Genomic DNA, 20,135 nt, shown 5'->3' with positions numbered 1-20,135 from the left:
TTCTGTCGAAAGCGAGAAGATCCGGCGAACTTCACTCGGTGGGCCGGTGTCAACCCCTTGAAACCTGAATCGTGCGTCAGGTAACGTCCCGCAGGGCGGTTCCCCCCGAGCCGCCACCGCGCTCTACAAGGAGGTACCAGCGCATGGCATCACCCCAGACAGCCCCAGCCTCGATGAAGCAGTCGAGCCTGCGGCGCGTCGTCACGGCCTCGATGGCGGGCACCGTCGTCGAGTGGTACGAGTTCTTCCTCTACGCCACAGCTGCGACGCTCGTCTTCAACAAGATCATGTTCCCGCCGTCGGACGACCCGTACGCCCCCATCATCGCGGCGTTCGTCACGTACGCGGTCGGCTTCATCGCCCGGCCGCTCGGCGGCATCGTGTTCGGCCACTTCGGCGACAAGTACGGACGCAAGAAACTGCTGCAGTTCGCGATCATCCTCGTGGGCGTGGCGACGTTCCTGATGGGATGCCTCCCCACCTTCGACATGATCGGCTACTGGGCTCCGGCGCTCCTGGTGGCGCTGCGCTTCGCACAGGGCTTCGCCGTCGGCGGCGAGTGGGGCGGCGCAGTGCTGCTCGTCGCGGAGCACTCGCCGAACAAGACGCGCGGCTTCTGGGCGTCGTGGCCGCAGGCCGCCGTGCCGATCGGCAACCTCGTGGCGACGGTCGTCCTGCTCGTGCTCAGCCGCACGCTCACCGAGGAGCAGTTCCTCGCGTGGGGCTGGCGCATCGGGTTCTGGCTGTCGGTCGTGATCGTCGCGATCGGCTACTACGTCCGCACCCGCGTGACGGACGCCCCGATCTTCCTCGAGGTGCAGAAGGAGGTCGAGCAGTCCAAGGCGCTGCGCTTCGGCGTGCTCGAGGTGCTGAAGCGCTACCCGCGCGGCGTGCTGACGGCGATGGGCCTTCGCTTCGCGGAGAACATCATGTACTACCTCGTCGTGACGTTCTCGATCACGTACCTGGCGGTGGCGCTCGAGGTGGACACGGCCGAGATCCTCGGTCTGCTCGTCATTGCGCACATCGTGCACATGATCGTCATCCCGCTCATCGGCGGGCTGACCGACAGGATCGGGCGCAAGCCGGTGTACCTGATCGGCACGCTCGGCGCGGCGGCGTGGGGCTTCATCGCCTTCCCGATGTTCGATACGCGCAACCCCGTGATCATCGTCGCGGCCATCTGCCTCGGGCTGTTCATCCACGCGTTCATGTACGCGCCGCAGCCGGCGATCATGTCCGAGATGTTCCCCACGCGCATGCGCTACTCGGGCGTCTCGCTGGGCTACCAGGTGACGTCGATCGTCGCCGGCTCGCTCGCGCCGATCATCGCGACCGCGCTTCTGGCCAGCACCGGCTCGTACATCCCGGTCGCGGTCTACCTCGCGATCGCGGCAGCGGTCACGCTCATCGCGGTCATCTCCATGCGCGAGACGAAGGGTTCTTCGCTGCACGAGCTCGACCGCCTCGACGAGGAGAAGCTCGCGGCCGAGAGGGTGCCCGCCGGCGCCTGAGCTTCACCCGGACCGCCTCGCCACCCCACGTGGCGGGGCGGTCCGGCGTTCGCGCGTCCGCGTCGGGCCGTCGCCTAGACGCCGGTGGCGTGCCGGCGCATCCCCGGCACGGGCTGCGGTCGCATCACCATCGCGGTCGTGATCCCGAGGATCACGATGCCGATCGACTCGATGATCACGGTCTGCGGCACGAGCGTGAAGTCCCACGTCTGGTGGATGCCGAACAGCCCCACGGTGAGCGCGAGGACGAGGGCGCCCAGCGTCGCGATGAGGAACAGCAGGCCCAGCACGGTCACGAGCTGCAGGAGGCGACCGCGGAGGAGCAGCATCCCCACCGCCAGGACGAGTCCGGCCACGCCGTTGAGGATGAACATCACCCCCAGGAAGCCGCCGACGCCGTTCAGGGCGAGATAGAAGTGGATGCCGCCCGCGGCGAGGAGGGCGATCGCGCTGAGGATGCGCATGATCCAGAGCGTGCGCACGCTGGATTCGGTCATGGTCCTACCTGCTCTCTTCCGGAGGTGAGATGGTCGACGCCTTCTCGAGGGAAACGAGCGGGGTGCTCGCGAGGTTCACACGCACGAGCCAGATCACGTCGCGTCCGAACGACTCGAGCACCAGCAGAAGCGCCGCCACGACGATGAGCGCGTTCATCGCGGGCGTCAGAAGCTGGGACGCGACGATGGCGAGGGCGACACCGCACGCGGCCGTCACGACCTTGCGCCAGTAGCGCGGCGGCAGCGTCCGCCTCATCCACGGCAGCAGCAAACCCGCGACGACGAACGCGTACCTGAGCAGGCCGATGGTGAGCACCCACCAGCCGACATACCGCGCGTCGTACACGCACAGGACGAGCAGCAGGAACGCGTCGACCTCCATGTCGAAGCGTCCGCCCAGCTCGCTCTCGCTGCGGGTCCGGCGGGCGACGTACCCGTCGACGCCGTCGAGCGCGAGTGCCACAGCCACGATCGCGACAAGGAGCGCGGTCGGCACCTCGTGGGCGAATGAGGTCACCACCAGGGCGGTCACCAGCCCCACGAGCATCGACCGCGTCGCGGTGACCGCGTTCGCCGGTCCGAAGCGTTCGACCAGACCCCGACGGATGCCCCTCACGAGCAGCGCGGTCGACACCGCGAGGTACCCGATGCCCGTCGCCCAGGCCGCAGGGGTCAGCGGCGTCGCCATGCCGATCGCGGCCAGACCGGCGATTCCGGCCGCGACCCACCACCCGGGCACCCACTGAACTTTTCCCATGCGCGCTCCGTGTACTCGTCATGGCGGTCACGGGGAACACGACGCAGGGACCCGCTGAGGTTCACCACGAGATTCCGGATGCTGCGACCGCCTGGTGGTCGGTCGGCCCGGGGCGGGGCGAGTTCCGCCGCGAGCCGGTGCCGGACGTCTCCGACGGTGAGGCGTCGGTGCGCACGCTCTACACGGGGGTCAGCCGCGGCACCGAGTCGCTGGTCGCCCGGGGCGAGGTGCCGACGTCGGAGCGCGAACGCATGCGCGCGCCTTTCCAGGCGGGCGAGTTCCCGTTCCCGGTGAAGTACGGGTATCTCAACGTCGGAACGGTCGAACTCGGACCCGCCGTGCTCCGCGGTCGCACCGTGTTCTCCCTGTTCCCGCACCAGTCGCGCTTCGTCGTGCCCGCGGACGCCCTTCATCCGGTCCCGGACGCCGTCCCGGCGCGCCGGGCGGTGCTCGCCGGGGCGCTCGAGACCGCGGTCAATGTGCTGTGGGATGCCGCCCCGCTCGTGGGTGACCGCGTGGTCGTCGTCGGCGCGGGCATGATCGGGTGCGCGATCGCACGCGTGGCGCGCGGCATCCCGGGTTCCGAGGTCACCCTCATCGACGTCGACCCGGCGCGCGCGGCGACCGCGGAGGCGCTCGGCGTCGGCTTCGCCCTCGCGTCGGAGGACGTGCCGCAGGCCGACGTCGTGATCGAGGCCAGCGGCGCCGGCGCCGGGCTGCAGCTGGCGCTCGGCCTCGCGCCGACCGAGGGCGAGGTGATCGTCGCCAGCTGGTACGGCAGCCGCCCGATCCCGCTCGAGCTCGGCGCGGACTTCCACTCCCGCCGCATCGCGCTCCGGCCGAGTCAGGTCGGCGTGGTCGCCGCACGCCGGAGAGGCTCCCGCACGACGCGCAACCGCCTTGCGCTCGCCCTGCGACTGCTCGAGGATCCCGCATACGACGCGCTGCTCGGCGGCACCTCGTCCTGGCGGCAGTTGCCCGAGGCGACCGCCGCGCTCGCCGACGGCACCGCCGGCGAACTGTGCCTAACGATCGATTGGAGCGCCGAATGAGCTTCAGCGTCACCGTCCGCGACCACCTCATGATCGCCCACAGCCTGCGCGGCGACGTCTTCGGACCCGCGCAGCAGCTGCACGGCGCGACGTTCCTCGTCGACGCGACGTTCCGTGCCGACGACCTCGACGAGCACGGCGTCGTCGTCGACATCGGCCTGGCGGGCGAGGTGCTCCGCGAGATCGTGGGTGCGCTCACCTACCGCAACCTCGACGACGAGCCCGACCTGCAGGGCGTGAACACCACGACCGAGCGGCTGTGTCAGATCATCGGCGACCGCCTCGCCGCGCGCGTGCAGGGCGGCGATGTCGGCGAGGCGCACCTGAGCGGGATCGTCGTGACGTTGCACGAATCGCATGTCGCGTGGGCCTCCTACGAGGTGGCGTTGTGACGGATGCTCCGTCCCTTCGCTTCGTCGTCCCGGCAGGGGTCGACGATCCGCGACGCGTCAGCGGCGGCAACGTCTACGACCGGCACATCCGCGACGGACTCCGCCGCTGCGGCTGGGACGTGGACGTGTGCGAGGCGGCGGACGCGGGGGGCGCAGCATCCGTCCTCCGTGACGCGCCAGATCGATCGCGGGTGCTGGTCGACGGACTCGTGGCGGGGTGGGCGCCGGCCGCGGTGGAGGAGGCGGCGGGGCGGCTGCGCCTCACGGTGCTGGCCCACATGGTGACGGCGGCCTTCCCGGATGCGACGGATGCCGCGATCGACGCCGAGCGCCGTGCCCTCGGGTCGGCGCGCGGCGTGATCGTCACGAGCGCCTGGACGGCCGCCGAGCTCGCCCGGCGGGAGCTCGCGGAACCCGGTCGCACTGTCGTCGCCGTTCCCGGCGCCTTTCCCGCGGAGCCCAGCCCGGAGCCGGCGGACGAAGGGCAACTGCTGTGCATCGGCGTGATCGCGCCGCACAAGGGGCAGGACACGCTTCTCGCCGCGCTGACCCGATTGAGCCCCGAGGACTGGAGCTGCACGATCGTCGGGTCGAGGGACGCGTTCCCGGAGTTCGCCGCGGGGATCGCCCGGCAGGCGGCCGCGCTCGACGGGAGGGTCCGGCTCGTCGGCGTGCTGGACGACCGGGCCGTCGACGACGCCTACCGCCATTGCGCGCTCCTGATCGCGCCGTCCCGTGTCGAGAGTTCGGGGATGGCGATCGCCGATGCGCGGGCGCGGGGGATCCCGGTGCTCGGCGCCGAGACCGGGGGCATCCCCGACGCGCTCGCCGGGGGCGGGGGACTGCTCGTGCGACCCGGCGACCCCGCTGCGCTCGCCGCGGCCCTGGACGCCTGGCTGACCGACCCCGCGCTGCGGGCGCGTCTGCGCCGCGAGGCGCTCGCCGCGCGAGCGACGCTGCCGACGTGGCGCGACACCGTGGCCCGCGTGGCCGACGCCTTGGAGGCGGCATGACCACGATCTCGACAGCGACCGCCGGGTGGCTCGCGCTCCGCGCGCCCGCCGACGACGACGCGCGATCGGCCGACCTCGCCCACGAACTCGCACGCCTGCTCGCTCCCGGCTCGGAGGCGGCGCCCCTCGTGCTGCACGACCTCGGCGCGGGCACCGGCTCGATGACCCGCTGGCTTGCTCCGCGGCTCCCGGGTCCGCAGCGGTGGGTGCTGCGCGACGGCGATGCCGACATCGTCGAGCACCTCGACCTGCAGACGGTGGTCGACGCAGCGGGCCGGGCGATCGAGTCGGACGTCGTCGTGGAGCACCTCGCCTCGTTGCCGCTCGACGCCTTCGCCGGCGCGGCGGCGGTGACGGCATCCGCTCTCCTCGACGTGATCACCGAGGCGGAGGCCGCCCACGTCGTCGCGGCCTGCGTCGCCGCGGGCACGCCGGCGCTGTTCAGCCTCTCGGTCACGGGCTCGGCGCGGGTTCGTCCCGCCGAGCGGCCCGACGATCTCGAGCGCGCCCTCGAGTCCGCCTTCAACGACCATCAGCGCCGCGACGCGTCAGGACGACGGATGCTGGGCCCCGACGCGGTCGCCATGGTCGGGGCGCGCTTCGCCGACGCCGGCTGGAGCGTCCGCACCGCGGCGACCCCGTGGCGGCTCGCGCGCGGCGACAGCGCGCTCGTCGGCGAGTGGCTGGACGGCTGGATCGGCGCTGCGGTGGAGCAGCGCCCCGAACTGGCGCGCGCCGCCGCCGGGTACCGCCGGCGTCGCCTCGTGCAGCTCGCGGCCGGGCGACTGCACGTGACCGTCTCCCACGAGGACCTGCTGGCATGGCCGGGCTGAGCAGGATCCCGCCGCGCCTGCGGTCCGGGCTGCGGATCGCGGCGGGGCTCGCCGTCGTGGCGGGGACTGTCGCCGTCGTGGGCGTCGAGCCGTTCCTGCACGGCCTGGCTACGATCTCACCGGCGACGATCCTCGCCGCCGCGGCGCTCGCCGCGGTCGCCACGGCGGCCGCCGCGTGGCGCTGGCGCATCGTCTCCGCAGGGTTCGGGCTGCCGCTGCCATGGAGCGAGGCGTTCGCCGCGTACTACCGCTCGCAGTTCCTCAACACCGTGCTTCCCGGCGGGGTCGTGGGCGATGTCCATCGTGCGTACGTCCACGGGCAGCATCACGAGCGCATCGATCTCGCCGGTCGGGCGGTCGCGGCGGAGCGCGTCGCCGGGCAACTCGTGCAGGTCGTGCTCACGCTCGCGATCCTGCTCCCGCTGGGGCTGGCGTCGCCGCTCGCGCCGCTGGCCGGGATCAGCGGCGCGATCGCCGCGCTGGCGATCGCTGTCGTCGGCGTCGTCGCCGCCACCCGGCGCGGGCGCGCCGCGCTGCATCGGGAGTATCGGATGCTGCGCCCCGTCCTCGTGCGGCCGGCCGCGCTGTGCGCGATCGTGGCCGCGTCGCTCGTCGTTGTCGCGGCGCACGCCGCCACCTTCGTGGTCGTGGGGCTGGCCGCCGGAGTGCAGGCCGGTGCGGACGAGCTCGCCGTGGTGGCGCTGATCGTGCTCGGCGCGGCCGCCATCCCCGTGAATGTCGGCGGCTGGGGGCCGCGCGAGGCGGTCGCCGCCTCGGCGTTCGCACTCGCGGGGCTCGGTGCGGGCGCGGGCGTCACCGTGTCCACCGCGTTCGGCGTGGTCACCGTGGTCGCCGTCCTCCCCGGCTCCCTCGCACTGCTCGCGGGCCGCTTCCGATCGCTCCCTGCAAGGGGCATCATCGGGAAGAGGAGATCCGCATGAGCGAGCGACCCTATGTCACCCTCAGCTGCGCGATGTCGATCGACGGCTACCTCGACAGCCTCGAGCCCGCCCGGCTCGCGATGTCCAACGCCGCCGACCTCGACCGCGTCGACGACGTGCGCGCGCTGCACGACGCGATCATGGTCGGAGCGTCGACGGTGCGCCGCGACAACCCGCGCCTGCTGGTGCGCGATGGCGCGCGTCGCGCGCGGCGACTGGCCTCGGGGCGCCAGGAATCCCCGGCGAAGGTGACGGTGACCGCGAGCGGAGACCTTTCACCGGATGCCGCGTTCTTCACAACGGGGGAGGGGCCCCGCATCGTCTATTGCCCGCGGGCCCGCGCGGCGGATCTCGGCGCACGGCTGGGCCATCGCGCGGTCGTCGTCGGGATCGGCGACGAGTGCGTCACGATGGACGCCCTCCTCGACGATCTCGGCGCGCACCACGGGGTGCAGAGTCTCATGGTCGAGGGGGGCGGCACGGTGCTGACCCAGTTCCTCGGCGCCGACCTCGTCGACGAGCTCCACCTCGTGGTCGCTCCGTTCTTCGTCGGAGAGACCGGTGCTCCGCGCGTCGTCGGACCGGGTTCCTTCCCGTGGACGGCATCCCGCCGCGCGCACCTCGCCGACACGCGCCAGATCGGCGACGTCGTGCTCCTGCGCTACGCCCTGTCGGACCGCTTCGGCATGCTCGACGCCGAACCGACGGGAGCCGCACGGTCCGCCGCCGAGCGTCTGTGAGCACGATGCCCGGCGTGCGCTTCGTCCCGGTCTGGCGCCGGCGGCTCGCCCTCGGCGGGGCGATCTCCGCCCTCGTCGTGCTGCCGCTCATCCCCGGGGCTCTGGCGTCGGGGTCGATCGCCGATCTCGTCCGCATCCCCGTGGAGTCGATCGTGGCGCTGCTGGTGCTCGCGCTGATCCCGTGGCGGATGCTTCGCAGCGCCGTCGCGACCGCGTTCGGCGTGTTCATCGCCGTCGCCGTGCTCCTCGCGAGCATCGATCTCGGCTATCAGGCGGCGATCGGCATCCATTTCGTACCGCTGGATTGGCTCCAGCTGGGCGACGCGTACGGGGTCGTCGCCTCGGCGATCGGACCGGCGCCGGCCACTGCCTTGTTCGCCGCGGCCGTCGCACTGATCGTCGCCGTCGGCGTCGCGGCCGGGTGGGCCGTGCTGCGGGTCGACACGGCACTCCGCCGCCGGGGCGATCGCGGACGCGCCGCGCTCGCCGCCGTCACCGTGGCGTGGATCGTGATGGCGGCGGTGGCGCCGCCGCTGCGCCTTCCGGATCCGGTCGCGGCCGCAGCATCCACCGGATCCGTCGGCTCGGCGGTGTTGCGCGCGGTCTCGGCGCTCGAGACGCGGGCCCGGGTCGCCCGGGAGGTCGCCGACGACCCGTTCACCGGGGTGCCGGCGGCAGACCTGCTGGCCGCGCTCGAGGGCAAGGACGTGCTGTTCGTGTTCGTCGAGAGCTATGGGCGGGTCGCGCTCGAGGGCGACGGCATCTCGGACGGAGTGAACGACGTGCTGCGCCGTGGCGACGAGATGCTCGAGGCCGACGGCTATACGACGCGGAGCGCATGGCTGACGTCGCCGACGTTCGGCGGGGTGAGCTGGCTCGCGCACGCGACCCTGCAGACCGGCGTGTGGGTCGACTCGCAGGCGGTATACGACCTGGTGGTGCACACGGACCGCCTCACGCTCAGCGCGGCATTCGGCCGCGCCGGCTGGCGCACGGTGAGCGACGTCCCGTCGAACCGGCACCCCTGGGAGGTCGGCTCGACGTTCTACCGCTACGACACCCTCCTCGACGCGACGAACGTCGGTTACCGCGGCCCCTCGTTCGGGTACGCGCGCATTCCGGATCAGTTCACGCTCAAGCACTTCGCCGATCAGGTGCTCGCGGCTTCCGGCCGGCCGGTGATGGCGGAGATCGACCTGGTGTCGTCGCACACGCCGTGGGCGCCTCTTCCCGAGCTGGTGCCGTGGGATGACGTCGGCGACGGCTCGATCTACGACGCGCAGCCGACCCGCGGTCCGCAGGCGAGCGAGGTCTGGAAGGACCCGGAGGCGATCCAGCGTTCGTACGGGAAATCCGTCGAGTACACGCTGGGATCGATGCTGTCTTTCTTCGAGAACGTCGACGATCCGAACCTGGTCGTCGTCCTGCTCGGCGACCACCAGCCGGCGGCGATCGTGAGCGGCGACGACGCCGGCCGCGACGTGCCGATCAGCGTCATCGCAAAGGACCCGGCGGTGTTCGACGCGATCGCCGACTGGAAGTGGACTCCTGGACTGAGCCCGTCGGACACGTCCCCGGTGTGGCGCATGGACGCCTTCCGCGACCGCCTCTTCACGGCATTCGGTTCCGGGCGGTGACGCCGTCCGCGCCGGACGCCGTGATCGTGCACCTGTCGAGCCGCCGCGCCCGCTGGCAGGATGACGGCATGACGTTCACCCTGCGCGTGCCCGAGCCGCGCGACGCGGCCGAGATCGCCGCGCTGCACGTGGCGACGTGGCGGGAGACGTACACCCACCTGCTGCCCGCTGGATTCTTCGACGACGAGTTCGTGCAGGGACGACGGAGCATGTGGACCCGCATCCTGGACAACCCCCGCGACGAGTGGCGCATCTGGATCGCCGAGAGCGAGGGCCGCATCATCGGCTTCGCGACCTCCGGACCGGGCCTCGAGTTCGGCGGGGCGGCGCCGCGCGAGCGCCAGCTCTACATGCTCTACGTCGCCGCCGCCGACCACGGCGGCGGGGCCGGACAGGCGCTCCTCGATGCGGTGCTGGAGGAGGGGCCGGCGGTGCTGTGGGTGGCGAAGGAGAACCCGCGCGCCATCGCCTTCTACCGGCGCAACGGCTTCGAGTTCGACGGCGCCGAGCAGACCGACCCGATGGTGCCGACGATCATCGACGTCCGCATGCTGAGGTGACCGGCCGGTCTCGGGAGGTCTCAGCCGGAGAAGTCCGAGTCATCCGTCCAGGCGGCGATGTCGACCCCGTGGTTGTCGGGCGACGTCAGGGTCCACCACTCGGGCGCGTGGGAGTCGTCGGCCATTCGGCCACCCGCCGCCAGCGCGGCCGCCACCCGAGCGTCGACCTGGTCGCGCGGCACCGAGATGTCGATGTGCGTGCGCCCGCGGCCGGCCTTCGGCGGCGCGAGCGGGTGGAACCACACGTGCGGGTTGCGGCGCAGCGGGTCGATCGCGTCTTCGGCGCCGAGCGGGTCGTAGCCGAGCGCGGCGCTCCAGAACGGCCGCACGTGCGCGTCCGGGCCCTGCGCGACCGCGATGCCGACGACGGTGAGGGCGGACGGGTCGGCCTCGAGGCCGAGTTCGCGGGCGGCGCGTGACACCGATGCCGCGAGCTCGGCATCCGTCCGGCTCAGCGCGCCGTCGCGACGGCTGAAGGTCTTGACGAAGACGCCCTCGGGGCGCAGGTCGATGTCGGGGTAGTGGTCGAGGCCCTCGGCGATCGCGGCGACCTCTGCCACCAGACGCGCGCCGTGGGAGAGCGATTCGGCGCGGAAGAAGGCGTGCGCGCCCCAGTACAGGACCCGCCAGTCCTCCACGCCCTCCGACGCGTGGAAGGCGACCGGGCTGATCGTCTCGACCTCCGGGGCGATCGTGCCGTCGCCCAGTGGCGGCTGCGCGAGGATGAGGCGGGCCAGCTGCTGCGGACGGGTCAGCTGCGGCCAGTGCCCCGTCGGCAGGTCGACGTAGGTCACATCGCGCAGACGCGCGAACTCCTGCACCGGCGGTGCGCCCGCGTCGATCCAGCTCCGCAGGTCGGCGACCGTGTACTCGGTCGCCACGGCGGTGACGGGGATGTCGAGCCGGCGGTCGTCGCCGAGGCGCTGGATGCCGGTGACGACACCGGCGGGAGACGGGATCGCGTACGCGCGGAAGGCCGTCATCCCGCCGTCGCCGAGATCGCGCAGATCAGCCTCTTCGAACTCGCTCCACGGCGGGAGCGGGAGCTCGCCACCCTCCGTCGCGAACCCGTCGAGCAGCGGGTAGCCGTCGGCGGTCGGGAAGCCTCCGATGAGGATCAGCCGCGCGATACGGTGCGGACGCGCGTCGGCCGCCGCGTAGACGATGCCCGCGCCGGCGGAGTGCCCGACCAGCACGACCTGCTCGCCGGGTGCTTCGTCGATCGCGGCGACGACCGCCGCCACGTGGTCGGCCAGGGTGATCGCCGACCGGTCGGCGTCGGCAGACCCCATGCCGGGAAGGGTGAGCGGCACCGGCCGATGCCCTTCCCGTTCGAGCGCCGGTGCCACCTCGTACCACGCCCATCCGCCCATCCACAGGCCGGCGACCAGGATGATGTCCATTCGTGCTCCTCGCGACTCCGGGGTGATGTCAGTGTCGCGCGACCTGCCGACATCCGCCACGTTGCGCGGGGAATCGGGAATACGCCACGCGGAAGGGCGATTGAAGTTGATACCCCTGGGGGGTATAACGGAACCGTACTTGGACGAGGAGGGCATCGTGACCGATCCGCATCGCCACACTGACCACGCGACCCACGACCATGCTGGACATGACCACGCACCGCACCACGCCATGAGTGCCACGGCCACCACGGACGCCGATCACGGCGCCCACGCCGATCACGCCGACCACGGCGCGCACATGAGCCACGCCGGTCACGGCGCGGACCACGTCGCCCGCTTCCGCCGGCTGTTCTGGATCAACCTCGCCCTCGCGGTGCCGGTCGTCGCGTTCTCGGGCATGTTCGCGATGGTGCTCGGCTATACGCTGCCTGACGCGCCGTGGGTCCGCTGGATCTCGCCGCTCGGCGGCACCGTCATGTACTTCTGGGGCGGCTGGCCGTTCCTCTCGGGCGCCGTGTCGGAGCTGCGTGCCCGCAAGCCCGGCATGATGCTGCTCATCGGGCTCGCGATCACGGTCGCCTTCTTCGCGTCGTGGGGAGCGAGCCTCGGACTGCTGCACCACGAGCTCGAATTCTGGTGGGAGCTGGCCCTCCTCATCGTGATCATGCTGCTCGGTCACTGGATCGAGATGCGATCGCTCGCCCAGGCGACGTCTGCGCTCGACTCGCTCGCGGCGCTCCTTCCCGACGAGGCCGAGCGCGTGGAGGGCGACCGCGTCGTGACGGTGGCGCCGTCCGACCTCCGCCTGGGCGATGTCGTCGTGGTGCGTCCCGGCGGCAGCGTTCCCGCCGACGGGCGGATCGTCGACGGCGCCGCCGACATGGACGAGTCGATGGTCACGGGCGAGTCCCGCCCGGTCGCCCGCAGCGTCGGCGACCACGTGACGGCCGGCACCGTCGCCACGGACTCGGGCATTCGGATCGAGGTCACCGCGACCGGCGATGACACCACTCTGGCCGGCATACAGCGGCTGGTCGCCGAGGCGCAGAACTCGACCTCGCGTGCGCAGCGACTGGCCGACCGGGCCGCGGGCTGGCTGTTCTGGTTCGCCCTGGCCGCCGCCGCGCTCACCGCGATCGTGTGGACCGCGTTCGGACGTCCCGACGAGGCGGTCGTGCGCACCATCACCGTGCTCGTGATCGCCTGCCCCCACGCTCTCGGCCTCGCGATCCCCCTCGTCGTGTCGATCGCGACCGAGCGCGCAGCGCGCGGCGGTGTGCTCATCAAGGACCGCCTCGCGCTCGAGAGCATGCGCACGATCGGCGCGGTGCTGTTCGACAAGACGGGCACGCTCACGAAGGGCGAGCCGACCGTGGGCGATATCGCCGCCGTGACCGACCTGGATGCCGACGGCGTGCTGGCGCTCGCCGCGGCCGCCGAGGCCGACAGCGAGCACCCGCTCGCGAAGGCGATCGTGCGCGCCGCCCACGAGCGCGGCCTCGCGCTCGCCCCCGCGTCAGGCTTCCAGTCGTCACCGGCGGTCGGCGTGACCGCGGCCGTCGACGGGCATGTCGTCCGGGTCGGCGGACCGCGTCTGCTCGAGGAGATCGGCGCCGCGGACGTCCCCGCCGCCCGCACCTGGCGCGACCAGGGGTCGATCGTGCTCCACGTCGTGCGTGACGGCGCTGTCGTGGGCGGGATCGCGCTCGCCGACGAGATCCGTCCCGAGTCGCGCGAGGCCGTCGACGCACTGCAGAAGCTGGGCGTCGAGGTGGTCATGATCACGGGCGATGCCGAACCCGTCGCCCGGTCGGTGGCCCAGGCGCTCGGCATCCGTCGCGTCTTCGCCGGCGTCCGTCCCGAAGACAAGGAGCGCAAGGTCGCCGAGCTGCAGGGCGAGGGCCTCAAGGTCGCAATGGTGGGCGACGGCGTCAACGACGCGCCCGCGCTCGCGCGTGCCGATGTCGGCATCGCGATCGGCGCCGGAACCGACGTCGCGATCGGGTCGGCGGGGGTCATCCTCGCGTCGAGCGATCCGCGCTCGGTGCTGTCGGTGATCGAGCTGTCCCGCGCGAGCTACCGCAAGATGACGCAGAACCTGTGGTGGGCGGCGGGTTACAACCTCATCTCGGTGCCGCTCGCGGCCGGAGTCCTCGCCCCGATCGGCTTCGTGCTGCCGATGTCGGTCGGTGCGATCCTGATGTCGCTGTCGACGGTCGTGGTGGCGCTCAACGCGCAACTGCTGCGCCGTCTCGACATCCGTCCCGAGCCGAGCGCCCGAGCCGTCCTCGAGCGCTGATCTGGGACACGGATGCTGCGACCCGCAGCGCCGGGGCGCAGCATCCGCGTCCGTTCCTCCAGAGTCAGCGGAGATAGGGTTTGAGGATGGCGACGACTCCTCCCGGCTGGTACGACGACGGTCACGGCGCAATGCGCTGGTGGGACGGCGCGCAGTGGACGGAACACAGCGCGCAGCCCGATCCCGAGACCTCGCCGGCGCCGACCGAGGCTGAGATCCTGGCCGGCGACCTGGGCTTCGATCAGCCGGGCGCCACCGGCACTCCTGCGGCCGGGGGCGGCTTCGCGGCCGCGACCGAGCCGCGCGCGAAGTCGAAGCTGTGGATCGTGTGGGTGGTGTTGGGTGTCGTACTGCTGGGCATCGTGATCGCCGCTGCCGTCGTGATCCCGCTGCTGCTCATGTCGGCGTCGGCGGTGACCTCCGGCGGTCAGACCGACGACGAGCGCGCCGCGGTCGCAACCGTCGGGCTCTACGACGAGGCCTGGCAGGAGGCCGATTGCGAAAAACTCACCGCCGCGACGACCGAGCAGTTCCGCACGGACTCCGCGCTGAACGATTGCGCTGCGTTCGCTGATCAGGCGGCGGCCTTCAGCACCGGCATCGAGGACTACACGGTGAACGTCACCGACGTGGAGAGCTCCGGCAGCGAGATCATCGTGACGACCAACGAGACCTACACGCAGCTGGTCGACGAGAACGGCGAGCCCACGGACCCGTCCGAGGGTGCTCAGGTCTACGAGTACACCCTGGTCGAGGCCGACGGCGAATGGCTGATCGACTACCTGTACTCCGAATGACCGCGCCCGAGACGGCACGCCCTCCCCGCGACGCACGGTTCGTTCTCACCTGCGTCGGCATCGGTCTGCTCGCCGGATTGCTGTCAGGCCTGTTCGGCGTGGGCGGCGGGACGGTCATCGTGCCCTTCCTCGTGCTGTTCCTCCGCTTCGACCAGCGCCTCGCCGCAGGGACGTCGCTCGCCGCGATCGTGCCGACCGCGACGGTCGGCGTCATCTCGTACGCCGTGCACGGGTCCGTCGCGTGGATCCCCGCGCTGCTGCTCGCCGCCGGTGCGGTGGTCGGTGCCCAGATCGGCACATGGCTGCTGCCGCGGCTCTCCCTGACGGTGCTGAGGTGGGCTTTCGTCGGCTTCCTCGCCGCCGTCATCGTGAGTCTGTTCATCGTCATCCCGTCGCGCGACGCAGAGCTCTCCCTCACGTGGCTGAGCGGCACCCTGCTCGTGGTGCTGGGCGTGATCACCGGCATCCTGTCGGGCCTCATCGGCGTCGGCGGGGGCATCATCGTGGTCCCGGCGCTCATGGTGCTGTTCGGCACGAGCGACCTCGTCGCCAAGGGCACGTCGCTGCTCATGATGATCCCGACGGCGGTCTCGGGCACGATGGGCAACCTCCGCCGCCGCAACGTCGACCTCGTCGCTGCGGCGATCGTCGGCGTCGCGGCGTGCACCACGACCGCGCTCGGCGCATGGGCGGCGACCCTCATCGATCCGTTCGTCGGCAACATGCTCTTCGCGGCGTACCTCGTGATCATCGCGGTGCAGATGGGTCTGCGCGCGTGGCGCGGACGCCCTCGCCCGGCCACCGGCCCGGCCGGGGCGGGGGAGCCCGCTCGGTAGGATGGCCTGGTGCCAGTGAACCCCGAGCTCGTCGGCCGCGACTTCCCGCCGACGACCCCCTACCTCGTGGGTCGCGAGAAGGTGCGCGAGTTCGCGCGCGCCGTCTTCGCCGATGACCCGCAGCACACCGACCCCGCCGCCGCGCAGGCGCTCGGCTATGCCGACGTCGTCGCGCCGCCGACCTTCGCGATCGTCGTGACCGATGCCACGCTCCAGCAGCTGCTCGGCGAGCCCGACTCGGGCATCGTCCTCAAGAACGTGCTGCACGCCGAGCAGAGGTTCCGCTACTCGCGGCCGATCGTGGCGGGAGACGCGCTCACTGCGAAGCTGTCGGTGACGGGCCTGCGGGCCATGGGCGCGGCCGCGATGGTGACGAGCGAGTCCGAGATCACGGATGCTGCGGGTGACCACGTCGTGACCGCGACGTCGGTGCTCCTCGTGGGGGAGGGCGACGAATGAGCGGCGCTTCGACAGGCTCAGCGACCGGGGCGCTCGCCGTCGGCGACATCGTCGCGGAGCGCACCGTGCATCTCACCCGCGACTCCCTCGTGCGCTATGCCGGGGCCTCCGGGGACTTCAACCCGATCCACTACCGCGACGACGTCGCCGCCGCGGTGGGTCTGCCCGGCGTCCTCGCCCACGGCATGCTCACGATGGGCCTGGCCGTCGGAACGATCGAATCGTGGGTCGGAGACACCGGACGCATCCTCGAGTACGGGGTGCGCTTCACCAAGCCCGTCGTGGTCGACCCCGAGACCGGCGCCGACGTGACCGTCGTCGCGAAGGTCGGCGCGGTCGACGACGAGTCGGCGCGCATCGACCTCACCGTGTCGTTCGACGGCAACACGGTGCTCGTCAAGGCGCAGGTGCGCGTCCGGACCGTCTGACGCATGCCCGACGTGACTCCCATCCCACTGTCGCGGCTCACGACGCTGCGCACCGGCGGCACGCCGGAACGCATGATCGATGCCGCCACCACCGGTGAGCTCGTCGACGCCCTGCGCGACGTGTGGGCCTCCGGCGACGAATGGCTCGTGCTCGGCGGCGGATCCAACCTGTTCGTCGGCGACGAGGACTTCGACGGCACCGTGGTGCGCGTGCTCACGAAGGGCGTCGAACGGATGCCGTCGCCCCTGCCCGGACGCGTGCGCCTGAAGGTGCAAGCGGGCCACGACTGGGACGACCTCGTCGCCTTCGCGGTCGCGGAGGGGCTCGGCGGCATCGAGGCGATGTCGGGGATCCCCGGAACCGTCGGCGCCGCGCCGGTGCAGAACATCGGCGCCTACGGCCAGGAGATCGTGCAGACCCTGAGCGAGGTGGAGCTTCTCGACGAGTCCACCGGCGAGGTGTCGACCGTTCCCGCCGCCGAGCTCGGGCTGGGCTTCCGCACGTCGGTGCTCAAGCACCACTACGGCTCGGTGCCCGCGCGGCGCGCGGTGATCCTCTCGGTGACACTGGACCTGCCGGAGATCGGCCAGGGCGCGCGCGCCATCGCCGGCGACCAGCTGCGCACCGCGCTGCGGCTCGGCCCCGACGACGCGGTGACCCTCGCGTGGGTGCGTGACCGCATCCTCGAGACCCGCCGCACCAAGGGCATGGTGCTCGACGCCGACGACCCCGACACGTACAGCGCCGGCTCGTTCTTCCAGAACGCCGTGGTGTCGGCATCCTTCGCCCGCACGCTCCCCGAGGCGTGCCCGCGCTGGCCGGTGCACCCCGACCTCGACCCGGTGCTCGTCATCCCGCTGGCGAACTTCGACGGCTACGTGCCCGCGCCCACCACCGTCGAGTCCGACGTCAAGGTGAGTGCCGGCTGGCTCATCGAGCACGCCGGGGTGCGGAAGGGCTTCAAGCTGCCGCGCTCGCGCGCAGGGCTGTCGACCAAGCACGCCCTCGCGCTCACGAACCGCGGCCACGCGACCGCCGCCGAGCTCGCAGAGCTCGCGCGCTTCATTCAGGGCCGCGTGCAGTCCGAGTTCGGCCTCGTCCTGCAGCCCGAGCCCGTCCTCGTGAACGTCGAGCTCTAGCCCGTCCCACCCCGCTGTATCAGCCGGGCTCGCGGGCCCCTGCCTTTTGGCGAGTCGCCAGCATCCGCGCACAATCGCAATGATTCTTGGCGGATCGCGCTTTGAGCGCCTAGCCCCGATTCTGGCGAGTCGCCAGAATCGGCGGCATTCGCCCAAGCTCTTGGCGAGTCGCCAGAGCAGGGGGGACGACGCGTCGGCCGGTCGCCGGACTCCCGGCCGCGGGGCGCTGCTGCAGATCAGCCCGCGGTCGATGCGGAGAGCAGCCGGCGGATACGGCCCGCGAGGGCGGGCAGGTCGTCGAAGTCGCGCCGGGTGACGACCGTGAATCGGTAGCCGAGAGATTCCAGTTCGGCGCGCCGCATTTCATCCCGACTCCACTGATCCGGGTCGCGATGGTGATCGCCGTAATACTCGATGATCAGTTTCTGCCCGCGGTAGAGCATGTCGACTCGGGCCACGAATCGTGTGCCGTCATAGATCTCGACGTTGCACTCAGGCCTTGGGAGACCGGCCAGTTCGAGGACACAGCGGAGCTCCGACTCACGCGGTGACTCCGAACGCTCCGAACAGAGCTCGAGGGCGCGGCGACGAATTCCAGCACCGGGCGAGTGCGGTGCTCGGGTGTGCTCCGCAGCCAGTTGATCGATCGTGCAACGGCGTCGATTGCGCGCGATGAGGAAGTCCGTCACGGCGACGAACGAAGGAAGGGTGCGTCTCATAGCGTGGTGTCACTTCCCACGGGGTCCTCGTCGTCGTTGACGTAGGAGGGCCATCGTGGGAGACCAGTTGTTTCCGCCAAGAAGCAAAGAAGTGATCCCACGATGACCCAGAACCAGTCTGCCTTGACGACCCTGATTGCCGAAGTCCTCGCCGAGCCGGAGCTCGCTCATTCGGACGTGTTCCGCCGGATGCTGCAGGCCGGCTTGCAGGACCTGATCGACGCGGAAGCGACGGTGAAGATCGGCGCGGCGCCGCACGAACGCACCCCGGAGCGCACCACTCGGCGGAACGGCACCCGCCCCAAGACGCTCGCGACCCCGGCCGGGGAGGTGGACTTGGCGATCCCGAAGCTGCGGGAGGGATCGTTCTTCCCGTCGTTGCTGCACCCGCGCCGCCGGGTCGACAAGGCGCTCTACGCCGTGATCTGCCAGGCCTGGATCGACGGGGTGAGCACTCGCAAGGTCGACCAGCTGATCCGGGCGCTGGGCAACGACACCGGTATCAGCCGGTCGACGGTGTCGCGGATCTGCAGTGAGATCGACGAGGCCGTGCAGGAGTTCCTGCACCGCCGGATCGACCACACGTGGTTCCCCTACCTCTTCCTGGACGCCACCTACCTCGACGTCCGCCACCGCGGCCGGGTCGTCTCCCAAGCCCTCGTCGTCGCCACCGGCGTCAGCGGCGAGGGCCGCCGGGAGATCCTCGGGATGGCGCTGGGAGACGCGGAGACCACCGACTTCTGGACCGAGTTCCTCCGCAGCCTCCGCGACCGGGGACTGAAGGTCGCCACCGACGCCGACCCGCTCGGGGTCGCCCTGGTCACCAGCGACGCGCACGCCGGCCTGAAAGCAGCGGTGAAGGCGATCCTGCCCGGAGCTGGCTGGCAGAGATGCCGAGTCCATTTCGCCCGCAACGTCACCCAGAAGATCGGATCCGCGCGCTCCAAGCCGGTCAACGCGCTGATCACCACGATCTTCGCGCAGACCACGCCGGAGGCCGTGCTCGCCCAGTACCAGGCCGTCACCGACAGCCTCCGCGGGTCGTTCCCCGAGATCGCCGCCATGCTCGAAACCGCCGAGCCAGACCTCACCGGTTTCGCCTCGACCCCTCGAGAGCACTGGCAGAAGGTCTGGTCCAACAATCCGATCGAACGGCTCAACCGCGAGATCAAACGCCGCGCCGACGTCGTCCAGATCTTCCCCGACCGCGACTCCGTGACCCGCCTCATCGGCGCTGTTCTGCAGGAGCAGCACGAGGAGTGGCAATACGGCGAACGCCGCTACTTCTCCGACATCTCAATGCGCAAGCTCATCCACTCCCTGCACGAACACACCGAGCCCGCCCGCACCGAGCTGTACCTCACCGCCTGACCATCACCCACCATCGGCAACAACAGAAGTGACACCACGCCACGGGACTTGACCCGAAGGAAGGTCCAGTTCGGCGGAGAGGTCGCGCCAGGTCCGCGATGGACGAGTCACACGGATGCGACGCCTCGTCATCACCTCATCGTCGGCGATCTGCAGGGATCGTCCGCGGACCCGCCGCCCTCGGATTCTGTTGCTCGGATAGGGCACCCCGATCGTCGGCCGTCCGAACGCGTCGTGCTTCAGCGCGACGGGGAGCGGCACGCCGATCACCGCACCCGCGGTAGGGCCGCAGGCGAAGGCATGTGAGGGCAGCGCGCGCATCAGGAGCTCAAGGCGGGCCATCGGGCTCAGTTCCCTCGTCGTTCGAGCGCCATGGAACGGATGCAGCAGCGTCCTCGCCGAAAGCTGCGAGGGGGCGACTCCTGCTTCGCGGGCCTCGCGCACGGTGAAGCCTGGAAGCAGGTGAGGTGGGAGGTGCCAATCGCGCATCTGTCGATCGTCGTCGCCCGGGATACGGTGCCCGCAACCAACCCAACCGTTCCGAGGAATCTTGCCCAGCCGGGGTCGCTGGGGAGGAACGGGCACGACGTCGGCGAGAACCTCAGTCGATTCGCCTGAAGCACGGCGATTGGGCGGCGGATGCTGGCGAGTCGCCAAAATGCACTGAACGGCAGGTGTGGACACGTCGCTTCGTTTGGCGAGTCGCCAAGATGGAACGGTCCCAGCACCGATTCGTGGCGACTC

The 20,135-nt window shown here is 71.1% G+C and carries 21 protein-coding genes; 16 read left to right on the top strand and 5 right to left on the bottom strand.

Annotated elements, in window-relative coordinates; all coding sequences use genetic code 11:
* Positions 1-143: 143 nt before the first annotated feature.
* Positions 144-1,514: an MFS transporter gene (locus ACVN90_RS15440; protein WP_475099094.1), complete on the top strand. Its 1,371-nt coding sequence runs from the start codon at positions 144-146 to the stop codon at positions 1,512-1,514.
* 74 nt (positions 1,515-1,588) lie between these two features.
* Here ACVN90_RS15440 and ACVN90_RS15435 read toward each other — a convergent pair whose 3' ends face one another.
* A complete protein-coding gene (locus tag ACVN90_RS15435) occupies positions 1,589-2,011 on the bottom strand; it encodes a hypothetical protein (RefSeq protein WP_475099093.1) in 423 nt (140 codons plus the stop codon).
* A 4-nt stretch (positions 2,012-2,015) separates the two neighbouring features.
* Positions 2,016-2,768 carry a CDP-alcohol phosphatidyltransferase family protein gene (locus ACVN90_RS15430; protein ID WP_475099092.1) on the bottom strand — a complete coding sequence of 251 codons (753 nt, stop codon included), beginning with the start codon at positions 2,766-2,768 and terminating at the stop codon, positions 2,016-2,018.
* A gap of 20 nt (positions 2,769-2,788) precedes the next feature.
* Here ACVN90_RS15430 and ACVN90_RS15425 point away from each other — a divergent pair, with 20 nt between their 5' ends.
* Genes ACVN90_RS15425 through ACVN90_RS15390 form a run of 8 tightly spaced genes read left to right on the top strand, consistent with a single transcriptional unit; the run spans position 2,789 to position 9,936 of the window.
* Positions 2,789-3,820 carry a zinc-dependent alcohol dehydrogenase gene (locus tag ACVN90_RS15425; protein ID WP_475099091.1) on the top strand — a complete coding sequence of 344 codons (1,032 nt, stop codon included), beginning with the start codon at positions 2,789-2,791 and terminating at the stop codon, positions 3,818-3,820.
* The gene (locus tag ACVN90_RS15420) at positions 3,817-4,212 is read left to right on the top strand and encodes a 6-pyruvoyl trahydropterin synthase family protein (protein ID WP_475099090.1); all 396 of its coding nucleotides are present in this window, start codon (positions 3,817-3,819) and stop codon (positions 4,210-4,212) included. Before ACVN90_RS15425 ends, ACVN90_RS15420 begins: the two co-directional genes overlap by 4 nt.
* Entirely contained in the window at positions 4,209-5,225 is a 1,017-nt protein-coding gene (locus tag ACVN90_RS15415) for a glycosyltransferase family 4 protein (protein ID WP_475099089.1), read from the top strand. The genes ACVN90_RS15420 and ACVN90_RS15415 overlap by 4 nt, the downstream gene beginning before the upstream one ends.
* The gene (locus ACVN90_RS15410) at positions 5,222-6,058 is read left to right on the top strand and encodes an SAM-dependent methyltransferase (RefSeq protein WP_475099088.1); all 837 of its coding nucleotides are present in this window, start codon (positions 5,222-5,224) and stop codon (positions 6,056-6,058) included. The genes ACVN90_RS15415 and ACVN90_RS15410 overlap by 4 nt, the downstream gene beginning before the upstream one ends.
* On the top strand, positions 6,046-6,999 hold the full coding sequence (locus ACVN90_RS15405; RefSeq protein ID WP_475099087.1) for a lysylphosphatidylglycerol synthase domain-containing protein: 954 nt from the start codon (positions 6,046-6,048) through the stop codon (positions 6,997-6,999). The genes ACVN90_RS15410 and ACVN90_RS15405 overlap by 13 nt, the downstream gene beginning before the upstream one ends.
* Complete coding sequence (locus ACVN90_RS15400) at positions 6,996-7,739, top strand: RibD family protein (RefSeq protein ID WP_475099086.1); 744 nt, start codon at positions 6,996-6,998, stop codon at positions 7,737-7,739. The genes ACVN90_RS15405 and ACVN90_RS15400 overlap by 4 nt, the downstream gene beginning before the upstream one ends.
* A complete protein-coding gene (locus ACVN90_RS15395; RefSeq protein ID WP_475099085.1) occupies positions 7,736-9,376 on the top strand; it encodes an alkaline phosphatase family protein in 1,641 nt (546 codons plus the stop codon). Before ACVN90_RS15400 ends, ACVN90_RS15395 begins: the two co-directional genes overlap by 4 nt.
* A complete protein-coding gene (locus tag ACVN90_RS15390) occupies positions 9,373-9,936 on the top strand; it encodes an N-acetyltransferase family protein (protein ID WP_475099084.1) in 564 nt (187 codons plus the stop codon). The genes ACVN90_RS15395 and ACVN90_RS15390 overlap by 4 nt, the downstream gene beginning before the upstream one ends.
* Before the next feature lie 20 nt (positions 9,937-9,956).
* Here ACVN90_RS15390 and ACVN90_RS15385 read toward each other — a convergent pair whose 3' ends face one another.
* On the bottom strand, positions 9,957-11,339 hold the full coding sequence (locus ACVN90_RS15385; protein WP_475099083.1) for an alpha/beta fold hydrolase: 1,383 nt from the start codon (positions 11,337-11,339) through the stop codon (positions 9,957-9,959).
* A 157-nt stretch (positions 11,340-11,496) separates the two neighbouring features.
* Here ACVN90_RS15385 and ACVN90_RS15380 point away from each other — a divergent pair, with 157 nt between their 5' ends.
* The 6 genes from ACVN90_RS15380 (at position 11,497) to ACVN90_RS15355 (ending at position 17,301) form a co-directional block, all read left to right on the top strand.
* Positions 11,497-13,641 (top strand): heavy metal translocating P-type ATPase, encoded by a 2,145-nt coding sequence (locus ACVN90_RS15380; RefSeq protein WP_475099082.1) that lies wholly within the window; start codon positions 11,497-11,499, stop codon positions 13,639-13,641.
* Between the two features lie 86 nt (positions 13,642-13,727).
* Positions 13,728-14,438, top strand: coding sequence for a DUF2510 domain-containing protein (locus ACVN90_RS15375; protein ID WP_475099081.1), 711 nt, complete (start codon positions 13,728-13,730; stop codon positions 14,436-14,438).
* Positions 14,435-15,274, top strand: coding sequence for a sulfite exporter TauE/SafE family protein (locus ACVN90_RS15370; RefSeq protein ID WP_475099080.1), 840 nt, complete (start codon positions 14,435-14,437; stop codon positions 15,272-15,274). The genes ACVN90_RS15375 and ACVN90_RS15370 overlap by 4 nt, the downstream gene beginning before the upstream one ends.
* Before the next feature lie 9 nt (positions 15,275-15,283).
* On the top strand, positions 15,284-15,733 hold the full coding sequence (locus tag ACVN90_RS15365) for an FAS1-like dehydratase domain-containing protein (protein WP_475099079.1): 450 nt from the start codon (positions 15,284-15,286) through the stop codon (positions 15,731-15,733).
* Positions 15,730-16,161, top strand: coding sequence for a MaoC/PaaZ C-terminal domain-containing protein (locus ACVN90_RS15360; RefSeq protein ID WP_475099078.1), 432 nt, complete (start codon positions 15,730-15,732; stop codon positions 16,159-16,161). The genes ACVN90_RS15365 and ACVN90_RS15360 overlap by 4 nt, the downstream gene beginning before the upstream one ends.
* A 3-nt stretch (positions 16,162-16,164) precedes the next feature.
* The gene (locus tag ACVN90_RS15355) at positions 16,165-17,301 is read left to right on the top strand and encodes a UDP-N-acetylmuramate dehydrogenase (protein ID WP_475099077.1); all 1,137 of its coding nucleotides are present in this window, start codon (positions 16,165-16,167) and stop codon (positions 17,299-17,301) included.
* 236 nt (positions 17,302-17,537) lie between these two features.
* On the opposite strand, the gene ACVN90_RS15350 is transcribed toward ACVN90_RS15355, so the two are convergent.
* Positions 17,538-17,990, bottom strand: a complete 453-nt coding sequence (locus ACVN90_RS15350; RefSeq protein WP_475099076.1) for an endonuclease domain-containing protein — start codon at positions 17,988-17,990, stop codon at positions 17,538-17,540.
* Between the two features lie 132 nt (positions 17,991-18,122).
* Between ACVN90_RS15350 and ACVN90_RS15345 the strand changes: the two genes are divergently transcribed.
* A complete protein-coding gene (locus ACVN90_RS15345; protein WP_475098597.1) occupies positions 18,123-19,391 on the top strand; it encodes an IS256 family transposase in 1,269 nt (422 codons plus the stop codon).
* A gap of 3 nt (positions 19,392-19,394) precedes the next feature.
* Here the strand turns inward: ACVN90_RS15345 and ACVN90_RS15340 are convergent, their stop codons facing one another.
* Entirely contained in the window at positions 19,395-19,880 is a 486-nt protein-coding gene (locus ACVN90_RS15340; RefSeq protein ID WP_475099075.1) for a hypothetical protein, read from the bottom strand.
* Positions 19,881-20,135 lie beyond the last annotated feature (255 nt).

The sequence above is a fragment of the Microbacterium sp. F01 genome, assembly GCF_056156365.1.
Note: the sequence above shows the minus strand (reverse complement) of the source record. Positions and strands in the feature narration are given on the sequence as shown.